The sequence below is a fragment of the Ancylothrix sp. D3o genome, assembly GCF_025370775.1.
Lineage (GTDB): Bacteria > Cyanobacteriota > Cyanobacteriia > Cyanobacteriales > Oscillatoriaceae > Ancylothrix.
Genome location: NZ_JAMXEX010000018.1, coordinates 1 through 17385, shown reverse-complemented (window position 1 = coordinate 17385; position 17385 = coordinate 1). Strand labels below are relative to the sequence as shown.

Here is a 17385-nt window from a genome sequence, read left to right as displayed (position 1 = left end):
CTTTTAGGAACCGGGTTTTTAGAACTAAGTTTGCTGTCAAAACCGTTATAGATGATAGAGAAAACAGCTAAGCGGTTAAGTTTTCAATAACCCTGCCTCCGGTGCTTCTTGATAAGACTTCATCAATGGCGTTGCACTAATGCCATGTAATACCACAGAAATCACCACCGTTGAATAAATAATCCAGCCAATTTTTTCTCCCAAAAATCCTTGTAACCCATGACCAAAAGCATAGGTTAAATAATACAAACTACCCACTCCCCGAATACCAAACCAGCCAAAAAGAAAGCGAGTTTTTGGAGACCAAGAACCCCCAATTGTACTTAACCAAGCACCAATCGGTCGAATCACAAACAGCAGAGGTAGTGCAATTAAAAGCGTAGGAACCGCAAATTTTAGCATCGGTTCCACTCGCAACATCGAACCCAAAAGCAAAATCAGCCCAACCTCCATCAGCTTTTCAATGCGTTCTATAAAATGTAATTGAGAAAGCGGCTTTTCTGGATTGCGATAACTCCGCTGGATCATAATCCCTGCCACAAAAACAGCCACAAAACCATAACCATTAACCACTTCCGTCAACGCATAAGTCAGCAAAATTGTACTAAGGGCGATAAAATCTTCCATCAAATAATCAACCGGCCTTCTTTTTTGCAATTGTTTATCTGCCTTAACCACCACATAAGCCACAATAATTCCCATGCCAATACCGGCAACAATTGCCCAAATTACATCAACAAGCACCCAATATTTCAACCAATTTTCCCAATTATGATCTTTTAACGAATACAACCCAAAATACACAAACGGAAAAGCTAAAGCATCATTTAAACCGCCTTCGGAAGTCAAACCAAACCGCAACTCATCTCGATCTTCCATATGAGAAAGTTGCACCTCCGAAGCCAAAACCGGGTCAGTTGGCGCTAAAATTCCGCCTAATAAAACCGCAGCACCCCAATTGAAACCCAGAAACCAATAAGCAATCGCCGCCACCCCAAAAATTGAAATCGGCATTAAAAAACCAATCAACCGGCCCGTTGAATTCCAAGCCCCCCATGTCAGCGGACGACTCATTTTTAAACCGCAGCTAAAAACCGAAACAATAACAACAAATTCCGTCACTCTTTCCAGAAATTCTGCATCCGGTCGCAGTGTAATCAAACCCGCTCCATACGGCCCTAAAATTATGCCAATAATCAGGTAAATTAGTGAGTAAGAAAGCGGTAATCGGGCAATCCAGCCAGAACCAAGCGTTGCTAACAGCAAAACCAAGCCAATAACCAGCAGATAGAGGATATACTTATCCACCATAAAGAACCACTTTTTAGATGAGTTTGTTCTTTAAATCTACTGTTTAGTCAGCTAGATGTTAATCCGCCTTGCGGAGGTAATTAAACCTCTAGCCAAAGTCATAGAAACGGCGTAAAGGTGGGCATAGCCCACCCTAAATTTATACCTCTACCGGCTCTTTTTTCTGTGCCTGCATCCCATTCAAACTATTACCATCCCCCGCCGGCGTCGTACGCAAATAAGGATTTGTAATCAACCTTGCCCCGCGTTTGCGAGTAAAATAATTCCACCCCCACTGAATCATCACCACCAATTTATTATCAAACTCAATCAGATAATAAATATGAACAAACACCCAAGCCAGCCAAGCCAAAAATCCCGAAAACTTCACAAAACCCAAATCCACAACCGCCGCATGACGCCCAATCACCGCCAAACTACCATAGTCCACATAGCGGAAAGGTTCAACACTTTTGCCGGCCAATTTTTTCTTAATTAATTGCGCCACATATTGCCCTTCCTGCATCGCCACCGGCGCCACACCTGGAATCGGTTTACCATCACCTTGATGAGCAAAATTCGCCAAATCTCCGATTACAAAAATATTAGCAAATCCTTTAACACTCAAATCTGGTTCCACCACCACACGCCCCACCCGATCTAACTCAGATCCGGTAGCTTTAGCAATTGCTTGTCCCATTGCCGAAGCCTTCACCCCTGCTGCCCACAAAACTGTTTTTGTCTCAATTTTCTCCTCTTTATCCTCGCACTTTACCGTCACAATTCCATCTTCAATATTTGTCACCATCGTGCGAGTTTTCACCGTTACCCCCAATTCTTCCAAAGATTTCTTGGCTTTTTCTGATAAATCTTGCGGGTAAGGAGGTAACACCCGATCTACACCTTCAATTAACAAAATTTGCGCTTCTGTAGTATCAATGCTGGCAAAATCATTTTTTAACGTATAGTGCGCCAATTCTGCCAAAGCCCCAGCTAATTCTACCCCAGTCGGCCCACCACCAACCACGACAAAATTTAACCAAGCACGACGTTTTTCTGGGTCATTTTCTTTTTCCGCCGCTTCAAATGCTAAGAAAATCTTTCGCCGCATTTCTATCGCATCTTCAACAGTTTTTAACCCAGGCGCTTTTGTCGCCCATTCATCTTTTCCAAAATAATGATGACTGACGCCGGTGGCAACAATTAAATAATCGTAGGCAATTTCATCTCCTGTTGCTAAGAAAATTTTTTGCTCTTCAGTATCAATATCTTTCACTTCTCCCAGCAAAATTTGCGTATTTTTGCTGTGGTTTAAAATTGCTCGCAGCGGTGAAGAAATATCTGCCGGTGATAAACTGCCGGTGGCGACTTGATAAAGCAAAGGTTGGAATAAATGGAAGTTTCTTCTATCAATCAGTGTTACTTTCACCTCAGCCTTTCTCAATGCTTGCGCCGCATACAAACCGCCAAACCCGCCTCCCACAATCACAACATGAGGCACTTGTTTCTCTTTTACTGCTTCTAAGCTCATAATCACTCCTGTAGTTTTGTTTATGGATCGTCGGGAATAGCTAATTGTTTTGGTTTTGGTGGTTTTTTGCCTCACCAATCCCCAATCGCCCCTCCCTAGTTTACAAAATTTTACACACAAAAATAAAAGTCTGGCAGTAACTACAGATACCGGCTTTTTTTGTTATGTCTGCCGGCTGAGATTACTTATTGACCTTGACTTTTTTTTAAAAATATGATAGGAGAAAATAGCTAAATGCTCTGTCCACCGGCCCCTACAATGCTGGACAGAGCATCACTCTAGGAAAATTTAACACCGCGAATTGAATAATCCAACAATTCCACCGGATGTAACAGCAAAACATCCTTTCCTTGCAATTGTAAATGCTTTTTAATTTGCAAAGAACACCCCGGATTAGCAGAAGCAATTAACTCCGCCCCAGTATTCAGCAAATTCTCAACTTTTTGCTGACCTAACTCATCCGCCACCTCCGGCTGAAGCATATTATAAACCCCCGCACTGCCACAACACAAAGCCGCATCCACCGGCTCTTTCAACGTCACCCCCGGAATTTCTCGCAACAGTTTACGCGGTTGCAAACTAATTTTTTGACCGTGCAACAAATGGCAAGCATCCTGATAAACAATCTTCAAATCTTTATCAAAAATTGGATTTAATTTTGCCGTTAAACCCACCTCTGCCAAAAATTCATGCACATCTTTTACATTATTTGAAAACGCTTCGGCTTTTTCTCGATAAGCCAAATCATCCTGCAAAATATGCCCGTATTCCTTCAAAGTATGACCGCAACCCGCCGCATTAATAATAATCGCATCTAACTCCATTCCTGCAAAACTATCAATCATTTGTCTTGCCAAAGATTGCGCTTGTTCTTCTTGTCCTTGGTGGGCCGGCAATGCTGCACAACAACCCTGAGATTTTGGAATCACAACTTCACAACCATTGGCCGTCAAAACTCTCGCTGTCGCCTCATTCACCGGCGAAAAAAACAACCGTTGAACACAGCCTAAAATCATCCCCACACGATAACGCTTTTCCCCCTGCGCCGGAATAATTTGCGGCAAATCATCGCGGAAAGATTCAACAGAAATTCGCGGCAAAATAGACTCCATTGCAGCCAATCTCGGCGAAATCTTTGGCAAAATTCCTGTACTGCGAACCAGCTTTTGTAAGCCTAATTTTTGATAAACAAAAAGCGGCGCTAATAAAGGACGCAACCGGCCCGGATAAGGAAACAAATTAAAAATCAAACTCCGAATTAATCGATCCGGTAATGACCGCTCAAAATTCCTTTCTACCTGCGGACGAGTTGCAGCAATCAATTTATCATACTGCACCCCAGAAGGACAAGTAGAAACACAAGCCAAACACCCTAAACACGAGTCAAAATGAGGCACTGTCGCTTCATCTAAACCGGCCTCTTTCTCATTAATCGCATCCATCAAATAAATGCGACCCCTCGGAGAATCCATTTCTTTACCAATTACCCGATAACTCGGACAAGTAGATAAACAAAATCCACAATGTACACAGGTATCTATTAACTTTGGATCGGGTGGATGTTTGGCATCAAAAGCCGGCCCAATTTCCTCTGCACCGGCCTCCACCAAAGCTTGCACATTCGTCCACTTTAATTCATCAGAAATCGTCATACTTTTTACTGGTTTCCTGTCTTGATTTCTACCAATGCCCTAACCTAAATCCCACCAACAAACCGGCCCGCCGATAATATATTTCTCTCATCAAACTGGGTTTTTATTTTTCTCATAACCTCCAAAGCATTGCCTTTATATCCCCAGACATCACATTTTTGTTTTAAGGAAACCCCACCCTGCAAAATCGTCAAAAATCCCCCCTTTTCTTCACAAATTTTTCGCAACTTTTCTACTTTTTCAACGGCGCTATTTTCCTCAAGGCGCAAAACTCCTAACCCACTAGCGGCATGAATTACACCGCTACCATTCAAACTATCAAACCCAGCCAAAGCCTCAACAGCATTACTCGGTCTTACTCCTATTTTGCAAAGAATTTGATCCCCGCGCTCAGAATTCCACATCAAATTTTTTAACTGTTGCCATAAGTCACTGTCATCTGTCAGGGTATGGCCTTTTAAACTTAACATTTTTCCCACTTCCAAAAGCCGGTCAGATTGTTGGCGCACACTCTCTGCAACACTTTGAAAACGCACTAACAACCCCATCCCATCAGCGCCATTCAATTGTGAGACAATAACCGGTGAGAGCACATCCATTGCCGTTGGAGTAAGCGCTGATGCCATCAAAATTTTAGCAGCCTCAGCAATTGCCGCTTTTTCTCCTGTCAGCAAAACTGTTTGCGACGCATCCGGCAGCGGATAAACTCGAAAAGTTACTTGACAAATTACCCCTAATGTGCCATGAGAGCCGGTGAAAAGTTTCATCAAATCATAACCGGCCACATTTTTAACAACCCGACCACCGGCCTTTGCAATTTCGCCATCAGATCGGACAAAAGACAAACCAATCAACAAATCACGAACACCGCCGTAACGGTGACGCAGCGATCCGGTGATAGCGGTGGCCACAATACCGCCCAGAGTAGCTTCCTGACTATAGGGCACATCCAGGGGCAAAAATTGACCTTTTTGAGCTAAAATCGCTTGTAAATCGCTGAATTTCATCCCTGATTCTGCCGTAACCGTCATATCGCCGGCGGCGTGATCAATTAAGCGATTGAGTTTTGTCGTGCTGACAACCAAATTCACCCCTTCGGGCAAACCCCCCCAGTGCAGTTTGCTTCCAGCACCGGCACACAAAACCCGCCAATTCTGGCGGTAAGCCAAAGCCATCACCTGCGCCAATTCAGCGCTGCTTTGGGGGCAGACAAGGCAATCAATTTCAGTTTCAGGGGTGACGGTTTCTGCGATACGCCCTTTCCAAGATGCCGGCAAATTTGGATAAGAATAAATGCCAGCCGAACCCACAATTGTTTCTAGTTGCTGCACAATGGCCAAAGCGATCCCCAAAATCCTATTTGTCTTTAGAGCATTTTAAACCGGCAGCCCCCATCTTGAATCGAGAGAAACTTCACACCCTTAACCTCCAGCCCTCATAGGGGAAACGAAAAAAAGTTTTCGCTTCGAGAGTTAGGGGCAAGGGGACGCCGGTTCAATAGGCACTGCGGCTGTCGGTAGTTCGCTCAGCCCAACCGCAAACTAAATAAAATAGGCATTAAACTAAAAAAATGATTTGATTACATTAAAATCCCACTCGAATAAACACGCAGGGTGAAAATTGAAGCTGACAAAGCGCTGGGAATGCCGGAGGTAGGATACCCTACCATCTGCCTCAGACAATATCCATTTGCTATTTTCCCGCTAATTTAGAAAGCGCAAAAATAGAACGATGTCGCCTTCATTCACCCTCTTACCATCCCGATCTTCCGCCTTTGATCGCGGTTTTGTTTTAGCAAGCCTATGTCTCCATCTATCCGCCTTCTGATCATAGAGGACTCCCCCACCGACGCAGAAATCACCCTCCAACAACTGCGTCAGTTTGGCTTTTTTCTCGACTGGCAGCGGGTGGATAACCAGCCAGACTTCCTAGCAGCCCTCCACAGCAACCCCGATATCATCCTTAGCAACTACCAGCAAGCCCAATTGGGTGCCGCCCAAGCCTTGCAAATATTACGCCAACAACACCAAGATATCCCTTTGATTGTCGTCACTCACAGCCAAAGCGAAGAAATTGCTGTGGAGTGTCTTAAGCAAGGCTGCGCTGACTATGTGCTCAAAAACAACATCAGTCGGCTTGGCAAAGCCGTCAGCGACGCCCTGGAAGAAAAAAAGCAGCGATCCCAACAGCAGCAAACCGAATTACTTTTACAAGAAACTCAAGCCCGCTATCTCCGTCTTGCAGAAAACTTGCCTGATATTATTTACCGATACCGGCTGACTCCTCCTCGCGGTTTTGAATATGTCAGCCCCGCCGCCCTGACGATCACTGGTTACAGCGCTGAAGAGCATTATGCTGACCCTAATTTGGGGAGTAAAATTGTCCATCCAGATGACAGAGATGTTTTTAATGAATGGGTGAATCGTCAGCCCATGAGTGATTTTTTAGTTTTGCGTTGGATTCACAAAAATGGCAGCATTATTTGGACAGAAATTCGCCCGATTCCTATTTATGATGAAAGGGGAAATTTGATTGCTGTAGAAGGCGTTACTCGTGATATTACGCTTGCCAAAAATGCCCAAGAATCACTGCAAAAAAGCGAAGCCCGTTATCGGGCAATTGTTGAGGAGCAAACAGAATTGATTTGCCGTTTTTTAGGCAGCGGTATTCTGACTTTTGTTAACAGCGCCTATGCTCGGTTTTTTAACTTAGATCGCAAAGAATTAATTGGACGCAATTTTTTAGCCGGTGTGGTGGTAGAAGAATGCACTAAACTTTGGAATTCTCTGGGCCGGTTAAGTCCTGATGATCCTGTTTGTACCTTTGAGCATTGCTATGAGGCCGGTGCAATTCGGCAATTAGAATGGACAATTCGGGCTTTATTTGATGAGCAAGAAAGTTTTATCGAGTTTCAAGCGGTTGGCCGCGATATCACTGCTGTTAAAAAAGCAGAGCAGGCTTTTCAAACTGCTCACCAAGAATTAGAAGTTTATGTGGAACAGCGCATCCGCGAACTCCGCCGAGTTAATGAACAGTTGAAAAGTGAAATCAGCCGACGCAAACAAGCTCAAACTGCGCTGCGCCAACGTTTTAATCAATTACAAGCGCTTTATTATCTAGCCGATGCAATCGGACGAGCTATTTCTAACACAGAAATTTACGAAGCAGGTTTAAATGCTATTTATCAAACTTTTCGCTCGCAGTATTCGGGGATTTTGATTTGGGAAACTGGAGATAAAAAATCGGATAATTTGTTAATTAATAATCAAAATCCTTTCGATTTTTTACCTTTAACTAGGCTTTGTTTTAAAGCAGCACGCGGGATTAAAGAAATTCACGAAAAAGGTATTGAAGATTACTTATCGGGGTATTCTCAAGCCAGTAAACAAGCGGTGATTATCTCGAATATTGAAACGTTGCGAATGTCTAATATTGCTTCGGGAAAAACGATTTTACTTGAGGCTGGTATTGGTTCGGTAGCGTTTATTCCGTTGGTGTTTCAAGGCCGGGTTTTAGGACAGCTTATGGTGGGTTACACCGGCCCCCATAACTTCAGCGAAACCGAGTTATTACAAGCTAAAACAATTGCCAATCACATCGCTTTTAGTATCGAGCGTAAGCGCTCTCTTGCGGCTATGCGCGAAAGTGAAGAAAGATTCCGCAGAGTTTTTGATGATTCGCCGGTGGGAATGGTGCTGGTTTTGGCAGAGAGTTATCGCTTTCTTAAAGTTAACGCTGCTTTTTCTGAAATTGTGGGCTACACAGAATCAGAATTAACCGGTTTAACACTGACAGATATTACTTACCCCGAAGATAAGCTAAGAGAAATGGCTTATATTAATCGGACTTTAAACAAAGAAATAGATCGCTATCAAATTGAAAAGCGTTTTATTACTAAAACCGGCCAACTTGTTTGGGTTCACTTAACAACGGCTGTAATCCAAAATGAAGACGGAGAAATGCTCTATGCTTTGGGGATGGTAGAAGATATCAGCGTTCGCAAAAAATCCGAAGAAGCATTGCAATTTAGTGAAGAAAAATTTAGGCAATTGGCAGAAAATATCCGTGAGGTTTTTTGGATTGCAACGCCCGATCTACAACAGATGATTTACATGAGTCCGGGGTATGAGGAAATTTGGCGCAGAAGTTGTGCCAGTGTTTATGAGCAGCCGCTTTCTTGGCTTGATGCGGTTCATCCCGAAGATCGTCCCCAGTTATTTGGAATCAGTATTCCTTTGTCGGAAGGCGTGCCGGTTTGCCAAGAGTTTCGCATTGTTTTGCCTGATAATTCTATCCGCTGGATTTGGAATCGCTGTTTCCCTATTCGCAATTCCTTGGGGATGGTTTATCGCATTGCCGGTATTGCTGAAGATGTAACCGAGCGAAAGCAGTCTATAGTTGAGTTACATCAATCTTTAGAAACAGAAAAACAACTCAATGAAATCAAATCTCGGTTTGTTTCGATGGTTTCCCATGAATTTCGCAATCCTCTCACCAGCATAGTTATGTCGGTTGAACTATTACAACATTATGGAGAGCAATCTTCACAAGAGAAAAAACTCCGTTATCTTCAACGAATTAAAGCCGCCGCAAATCAAATGACGGATTTGTTAGAAAACGTCCTGGTGATTGGTAAAGTCGAAGCCGGTAAACTCGCATTTGAGCCTGCACCTTTGGATGTGGAAGAGTTTTGCCGCGAATTGCTAGAAGATTGCAAGCTGGCGCTGAATTTTCCAGCCGTATCTTACAGCAGTTCGGGCCGAATTTTGGAAAAATATAAAGATTTTCCCAAAACGGTTTTTCTTCCTTGTCTTGATGACAAATTATTGCGGCATATTTTGACAAATTTGCTTTCCAATGCCATTAAATATTCTCCTCTAGGGGGGACAGTTCGCTTGATGCTGACTTATCTCGATCAAGAGGTAATTTTTCAGGTACAAGATCAGGGAATTGGCATTCCCGCTGATGATTTGCCTCTGTTATTTGAAGCCTTCCACCGCGCCGGTAATGTCGGCAAAATTCCAGGGACAGGTTTAGGTTTAGCAATTGTTAAAAAGGCCGTAGATTTACACGGCGGCACAATTTCTGTAGAAAGTAAAATTGCCACCGGCACTACTTTTACAGTTCGCTTGCCGGTGCGTTATGAACCGAAAGTGTACACTTCTTTAAAGGAAGTTTAACTATAAAAGTTGTTCCTACTCCTTCTTGACTTTCTAACTCTATTTCGCCACCGTGCAAATCAACGCATTTTTTAACAATCGATAATCCCAGGCCGGTACCTTTTATTTTGCCAACATTACTCGCCCGATGAAATGTCTCAAAAAGTTCTGCCTGATCTTTTAAGGGAATGCCTATCCCTTGGTCTTTCACCTTAAAAATAACCAAATTTTCCTCCCGCTTACATTTAAAGCTAATTTCGCCACCTTGGGGAGAATATTTGACGGCATTATGTAGTAAATTTGTTAAAATATGCCGCACTAAAAATTCATCCATTTCTACCGGCCCTTCTTCCCCTTCCCAAATAAAAACAATCGGCGTATCTTCTCTGACAGGCGTAATGCTTTTCACCAATTCTTGAGCAATATTTCGTAAGGGCATAGATGTCGGTTTATAAAGAAGTTTGCCAGCCTCAGTCTGGCTCCTTACCAAAACTTCATCTAATAAATTTAGCAACTCCCCAATTGATTTATAAATTTGTTCAAATTGCTGGTTTCTTGTTTCTATATCAAAATCTTCTGGAAATTTATGCAACATCTGAGCACTCACCAAAATCTTGCTGATCGGGTTGCGAATATCATGGAAGAGTAAGCGCATTAAACCAGACTTTAATTGATTAAGTTCCCGTTCTTTTTCCAGAGTCTTAACAATTTCCTCCTCAATTTTTTTTCGTTCAGTAATATCAATACCAACGATAACCGCAGCCAAGCCTTGTTGATATTTCTGCGCCACTATTAAATAATTTTTACGCCCTCCCAGAATTTCTAATTCAATAATCCGACTAGCTGCCATTCCCGAACTCGCCATAAACTCCTGCAAAAAATCTCTTAAATCCAAGCCCTTTTTGTGAAATCCTACTTTTTTACCCACAAAATCCGCCGCCCGCAAATCTTTAATATTTGCTAAGTTTTGGTTCACCCCTAAATATCGCAAATCCCTGTCAACCCAAGCCACAATTCCCGGCACAGCATTTAAAACAGCTTGTAATTGTTCTTTGGCATCTTGCAAAGCATTTTCTGCTTTTTTGCGGTCGCTGATATCTCTCGCTTCGGCAATCAGCAGCACCACTTTTCCCTTTTCATCCACCACCGGCTTCAGCGAAAAATCCACCCACACCCCCCCGTTTTCCATCCCCTTTATCTGAATTTCATCCCGAAATAATTTCCCCTCAGCCGCCGTTAAAATTGCTGTTTGGAACAACTGTTTTGTTTCTTCAGATTCTCGCCAAAACTGCGTTTCCCAAATTCGTTTACCTAAAAAATCTTGTCGTGATTTTTTGAAAAAATCTAACGCCGTTTGATTAATATCTAAACATATTCCTTCCACGCTCAATACCGCCATCAACTGAAAAGAACCGTTAAAAATTACCCGATATTGCTCCTGACTATCGCGTAATTGTTTAATAATTTGCCCCCGCTCAATTGCATAGCGAAGTGCTCTTAGCAACAAGTGATAAGTAATATGATTTTTTACCAAATAATCTTGTGCTCCCTTTGCCATTGCTTGCATCGCAACTTCTTCGCTTTCTTCCGCCGTCAATACCACCACCGGCACATCAGGAACCGCACTGTGAAATTCAGCAACCGTTTCCCATCCGTCTGAATCTGGCAAAGATAAATCCAGCAGCACCACATCAAATTGACACTGCCGGCAACTATCCACCGCTTCTTTTAACCTCTTCACCCAAAAAACTCGCCACCCTTGCGAATCCGTCGTCGAAAACATTGTCTGCCACAATAACGCATCGCTTGGGCTATCTTCGACAATTAAAACATTAATTGGTAGCACTTTCATAGATTCTCCTCATAAGGCGTGGTAGCTTAAGGGCTTTATTACAAAAATCTCTTTTTATCGCTAAAAAGTTAGAGAAAAAATAACTTAATCAGCATACTCACTTTCTCTCCACCAAAAGTCTAGCCCACTTTTTCGATGCGAACTAAACATGAAATTCTTAATGATTTGTAGACAATTGAGCGGTTTTTTCCTTAAAAGGCTATCCCTCTTGCTGTCTTCCACCACCAATATCTCAATTTCTCTATAACATTTCACCATCATAGTTTTTATGCTTCTGCCATCCCAATTATCAAGTAAAATTTTTTACTGTTGTTATGAAACAATTCTAGCAGTTGCCGAAAGTCTGCCCTCACAACCGCCAAAAAGCCCTGATGAGTAAGCCTTTGCCTTTGCAATTAGTACCAGGCAAGTTTGCAACCCCGCTTTTACCGCTTCGTTACAATTGGTTAAAGCTATCTCTTGCCAGCCCAATGTCAGAAACAAACGGGCTCTCTTTCTCGCGCACACTGACCTAAAAAAATCTTTATGTCTTGAGGAGGAGTCTGGATGCCAAAATAAAACAGCAAATCTTGAATCCGCCGCTGAAGAACGCTTGCCTCCCTCCATCATAAGATCATATATTCTCACTCTGATGAATCCGCGAAATCTTTATAATTTTTTTGTAATAACTCTTTAAATCAAATTAAATTAATTTCCCACCACAAAAGTACATTTTAAAAGCCTTGTTTTATTTCTCAAAAAAAGCGAACCGACAGGCAATTTGCCTGCCAGCAAAAAAAAATCCCCTCCACCGGCCCGTTTATTGATAACTACGTCCCCGCCATTGTTTCGGTTTGGTTAGCGAAGAAAGCAAAATTCGGATCGCAGCTAAAGGATCAGCAAAAGGAGAAAGCCAAAAAACCCAACCGGCCTGAGCCTGAGAAAAATCATAAGACTGACTAACAGCAAAATTTAACCCAAACCGAACCAGCAACAAAAATAAATTTAGCCCCAACAAAACACCGGCTGCTGTGAAAGACACCGCCAGCGAATGAGTAATCAATAAAGTTGCTAAAACCACCGGCAAAGGTAAACCCTGAGTTGCCAAAAGTAACCAAATATCCCCCCACATTTGACTTACACGAGAGGCATCTTTAAGATCAAGACTTCTACCCCATTCGCGCCAAGTTTCCAGAGCACCATCATACATCCGCACTTTTAGCAGTTTTGCCCCATCCCAAAAAGCAACTTTATAGCCAGCAGCGGCAATATTTCGGGCTAAAGTAACATCATCGCAAAACGAACTGCGAGCACTGGTGTAGCCTTCAACTGTTTTTAAAACCGAACGCCGACATAAAAAACATTGACCGTTTGCCATTACCCTTTCGGCTTTGGCATTACCCGCGCCGGTGGGGCCAAACCGATAAACTAAGGTCAACAAAAGGGCCGGTTGTAACCACAATTCACCCGGATATTTCAAGATAAATTTCGGCGAAAGCGAAACTAAATCATAGCCCTCCGCCTCCGCCGCCTTCACCAAACCGGCAACTAACCCCGGACTCGGTTGAGTATCCGCATCAATGCCTAAAAGCCACTCGCTACCCTCAGAACTTTGCAAAAAGCCGGTGTGCAGAGCCCAAGGCCGGCCTACCCAGCCGGTCGGTAGGGGGTCATCCGTAATTAAACGAAAACGCGGGTCATTTTCTGCCGCCGCCTTTACCAGTTCCCTTGTTCCATCCTCTGACCGGCTATCCACCACCAAAATTTCCCGCACTTCATAACTTTGCCGAGTTAAACCTTCCAAACAAGGGCCAATGCGTTCTGCTTCATTGAGGGTGGGTACGACTACACTCACCTTACCCAGCAACTCAGGGCTGGCCGGTTGCGGTTCTATCGGAGGTTTACGGCTTGGGCCTTTTGCCAAGCGGGACAGCAAAATCACAACTGCCGGCACCTGTACCACCAACAGTCCGATTAGGAAAAAATTACTTGACAAATTCAAAGGAATGTGGTAAATAAAACTCAAAAAATAACTCAACACAACACACACTAAATCTTTAATTCATATTTAATTGTCAGCCACAGAGGACACACTAACAATCATTTCAAACCAACTGATAGCTGTTTTCGTTTAATTTTGACAATATGGTTTTTTCTTTGGTGGCTGGGCTTTTTTGTCACGCCGAAGTCAACAGAGGTATCACAGCTAGGTACAAGAGAGGTTTTTTGGTTTTTTGAGGTATGGTTCTGATTCTTTATTTTCTCTCTCTAGTCGTCTTGAGGCAACCGCACTCTTCTTTTCTATGCAAGATAGTTCTTCCTTATCAATTTTAGCATAGCATGGGTGGGGTATAGATGTCAACTGCTTTTCTCTTCTTTATTCGCTGCCGGTTCTTCAAAAATTAAATTGTTTGTTTATTATTGTTTTGTCTTTTTGTTTGCTTATTTCTGATGGAAATTTTTTATCCTATAGGCTACTCCAGGGCTTTTGTCAAGAGTATTTTCACCTTATTTTAGGCTTCCCCTCCCCCAAAAAGCCGAATATTCCGTAGTTTTTTTGGTGTCATCTTCCTAAAGACTGGTTTTATATATAAAGGCAGAAAAAGTCGGCAGTATTTAGTAAACCTAAAAGATTAAACGGTAAATTTAATATCTGTTGAGGTTTGACTTTGGCTTAGTGCTGCTTTAGCTCTGCATTTTAAATGCTCAGAATCTTAAATTTTAAGATTCCAAAATTTATGTCGCAACAACAAGACAACCGCAACAGTGATATTTTAATCGGAACAATAGAAGCAGACATCCTTACTGGAGAAGCCGGGAATGATATCTTACTTGGCTATAGCAATGACGATCTGCTGTTTGGAAATGCAGACGATGACCTAGTATTTGGCAATCAAGGCAATGATACTCTACGGGGGGGACGGGGCAACGACCTCTTGCAGGGAGGCGCTGGAAATGATCAAGCCTCTGGTGATCTTGGCAATGATACAGTGAATGGTGAGCTTGGCAACGATACTTTATTTGGTGGATGTTCCGACGGCAGCAATAATGATAGTAACGGGCAAGACGTTCTCATCGGTGGTAGCGGTGATGATTTGATTTTTGGCAATGGAGGGGAGGATCAACTTTTCGGAAACACCGGCAGTGATACCCTAGCTGGTGGAAAAGGAAATGACACCCTTAACGGAGGAGCAGACAACGATATCTTATCAGGAGATATGGGAGATGACCGGCTCATTGGCGGCTTAGGGGCAGATACCCTAACCGGAGCTACTGGTAATGATACTTTTGTAATTGGTTTAGTCAAAGATATCTCTGGAATATTATCCACCGCCGCTGCCCAAATTAAAGATGCCGATTGGATTACAGATTTTGTTAAAGGTTCTGACAAAATAGAAGTTATTGGTGGATTAAGTTTTGAGCAATTAAGGATTTTTGCCGGCACTGGAGAGTATGCTGGATCGAGCATTATTCAAGAAACGATTTCCGGGCAATATTTAGCAATTTTATGGGGCATAGAAGCGGCTACAATTGAGCGAAGTGATTTTGTAGGTTTAACACCGTACAGAAGTTCCGAAGGAACGTCTCTACCCCCGGCACCGACACCCACACCGGCACCTAACCCAACACCAACACCGACACCAACACCAATACCGGCACCCACACCAGATCCCACACCCGCACCAACACCGGCACCCACACCAATACCGGCACCCACACCGACACCAATACCGGCACCCACCCCAGATCCCACGCCGACACCAGATCCCAGGCCGACACCAATACCGGCACCCACCCCAGATCCCGCGCCGACACCAGATCCCTCACCCACATCAGATCCCACACCGGCACCCACCCCAGATCCCACGCCGACACCAGATCCCACGCCGACACCAGATCCCACGCCGGCACCCACACCAGATCCCACACCGGCACCCACACCAGATCCCACACCCACACCCACACCAACAAATAATGCACCCACAATTGGGACAACAATAACATCACAAATAGCAACAGAAAAAAGTGCCTTTAATTTTCAAATTCCAGCGAACAGTTTTAGCGATAGTGATGGAGATACACTCAGCTATAGCGTTAAACTAACTAATGGAAATAACCTGCCATCTTGGTTAACCTTTGATCCAGCAACTAAGACATTTTTAGGGACACCAGCAGCCACCGATATCGGCACACTTTCTGTGACAGTTAGTGTCAGCGATGGTAAAGGTGGAACCGCAAATCAAAACTTTGATTTAGTCATAGCAGCAGCATCACCAGAAACGCCATTTGTAGCAACTCCTATCTCCGATAAAAACGATGTTTTAGCCGGTACTTTATTTAATTACACCATTCCCGCTACAACATTTCAAGATCCGCAAAATGACAATTTAACTTATACAGTCACCTTAGCAGATGGAACACCCCTACCCTCGTGGTTGACATTTAATGCTACGAGTCTGACATTTAGTGGCACACCAACTAATGCAAATGCAGGGGTTTTAGAAATTAAAATTACCGCTACAGATCCGACTGGAAATGCCATCATTGATGACTTTATTTTGACTGTTAATGCTGTTAATAATTCTCCTGGTGCGGGGAATATTAGCAATCAAAATGCCAGTCAAGATGCAGCATTTAGTTTTGCCATACCCGCCGGCACTTTTAGCGATATTGATGCAGGAGATACTTTAACTTACACTGCCACACTTGCCGATGGAACAGCATTACCTTCGTGGTTGACATTTGATGCCACTACACAGACATTTTCTGGAACACCGGCTAATGGAAATATCGGCAATATTTCTGTAAAAGTGACAGCAACAGATAGCAGTAATGCTTCAGTATCAAGCAATTTTGATCTTACTGTAGCTAATGTTAATGATGCCCCAACAGTCACATCAATAAGCAATCAAAATGCCAGTCAAGATGCAGCATTTAACTTTGCCATACCAGCCGGCACTTTTAGCGATATTGATGCAGGAGATACTTTAACTTACACTGCCACACTTGCCGATGGAACAGCATTACCTTCGTGGTTGACATTTGATGCCACTACACAGACATTTTCTGGAACCCCACTCAACGGAAATATCGGCAATATCAGTGTAAAAGTGACAGCAACAGATAGCAGTAATGCTTCAGTATCAAGCAATTTTGATCTTACTGTAGCTCATGTTAATGATGCGCCGGTGGCTGTGGATGACCCTATGCCAGATGCAACAGTTTTGTTGAGCACAGGAATTTTAATCCAAGCTTCAAGTTTACTGAAAAATGATACCGATGCCGATAATGATATTTTGACAGTAACAGGAGTTTCAAACCCCACAAACGGCACTGTATCTCTGACAAATGGGGTAATAAAATTTAATCCCACTGCCACAGGTGCAGCCTCATTTACTTACACCATATCAGATGGAAATGGGGGGAGTGCTTCGGCAACGGCAAGTCTAAATATTACTTCGGTTAATGCCGTCAATTTAAGTAATATTGTATCAGGGACGAATTTGCCAGTTGGGGCGAAGGGTTTTGTGATCAATGGTGAGGCGGCGGCGGACTTGAGCGGCATATCAGTCAGCAGTGCAGGCGATGTCAACGGTGATGGTTTGGCTGATTTAATTGTTGGTGCTCGCCTTGCTGATCCTGCTCCTAATAATGATGCCGGCAAGTCTTATCTGGTGTTTGGCAAAACAGACAATACGGCAATTAATTTAAGTTCTCTCGGTAGTGGTGGTTTTATCATCAATGGCGAGGCGGCTTTGGACAATAGCGGCTATTCTGTCAGCAGTGCAGGCGATGTCAACGGTGATGGTTTGGCTGATTTAATTGTTGGTGCTCGCAATGCTGATAAGCTGCTACGCAGCTAAACCAGACAAACAGCATTACCTTTGTTTTTAATTTTCCGTTCCCATTGAATAACCAGTT

Annotated in this window: 8 protein-coding genes; 2 read left to right on the top strand and 6 right to left on the bottom strand. The window is 43.2% G+C overall.

Annotation, left to right across the window (positions count from 1 at the left end; all coding sequences use genetic code 11):
• Nucleotides 1-75: 75 nt before the first annotated feature.
• From NG798_RS22120 to NG798_RS22105, 4 genes are all read right to left on the bottom strand, one after another.
• Nucleotides 76-1311: a sodium:proton antiporter gene (locus NG798_RS22120; RefSeq protein ID WP_261225878.1), complete on the bottom strand. Its 1236-nt coding sequence runs from the start codon at nt 1309-1311 to the stop codon at nt 76-78.
• Nucleotides 1312-1450: 139 nt separating this feature from the next.
• On the bottom strand, nt 1451-2821 hold the full coding sequence (locus NG798_RS22115; protein ID WP_261225877.1) for an NAD(P)/FAD-dependent oxidoreductase: 1371 nt from the start codon (nt 2819-2821) through the stop codon (nt 1451-1453).
• Nucleotides 2822-3099: 278 nt separating this feature from the next.
• Nucleotides 3100-4473, bottom strand: coding sequence for a (Fe-S)-binding protein (locus NG798_RS22110; protein ID WP_261225876.1), 1374 nt, complete (start codon nt 4471-4473; stop codon nt 3100-3102).
• A 44-nt stretch (nt 4474-4517) separates the two neighbouring features.
• A complete protein-coding gene (locus NG798_RS22105) occupies nt 4518-5804 on the bottom strand; it encodes an FAD-binding oxidoreductase (RefSeq protein WP_317619623.1) in 1287 nt (428 codons plus the stop codon).
• Between the two features lie 471 nt (nt 5805-6275).
• Between NG798_RS22105 and NG798_RS22100 the strand changes: the two genes are divergently transcribed.
• Nucleotides 6276-9653, top strand: a complete 3378-nt coding sequence (locus tag NG798_RS22100; RefSeq protein ID WP_261225875.1) for a PAS domain S-box protein — start codon at nt 6276-6278, stop codon at nt 9651-9653.
• Here NG798_RS22100 and NG798_RS22095 read toward each other — a convergent pair.
• On the bottom strand, nt 9592-11484 hold the full coding sequence (locus NG798_RS22095) for an ATP-binding protein (protein WP_261225874.1): 1893 nt from the start codon (nt 11482-11484) through the stop codon (nt 9592-9594). The genes NG798_RS22100 and NG798_RS22095 overlap by 62 nt on opposite strands.
• A gap of 799 nt (nt 11485-12283) precedes the next feature.
• The gene (gene cruG / locus NG798_RS22090; protein WP_261225873.1) at nt 12284-13489 is read right to left on the bottom strand and encodes a 2'-O-glycosyltransferase CruG; all 1206 of its coding nucleotides are present in this window, start codon (nt 13487-13489) and stop codon (nt 12284-12286) included.
• Nucleotides 13490-14201: 712 nt separating this feature from the next.
• Between cruG and NG798_RS22085 the strand changes: the two genes are divergently transcribed.
• A complete protein-coding gene (locus NG798_RS22085) occupies nt 14202-17327 on the top strand; it encodes a putative Ig domain-containing protein (protein ID WP_261225872.1) in 3126 nt (1041 codons plus the stop codon).
• Nucleotides 17328-17385 lie beyond the last annotated feature (58 nt).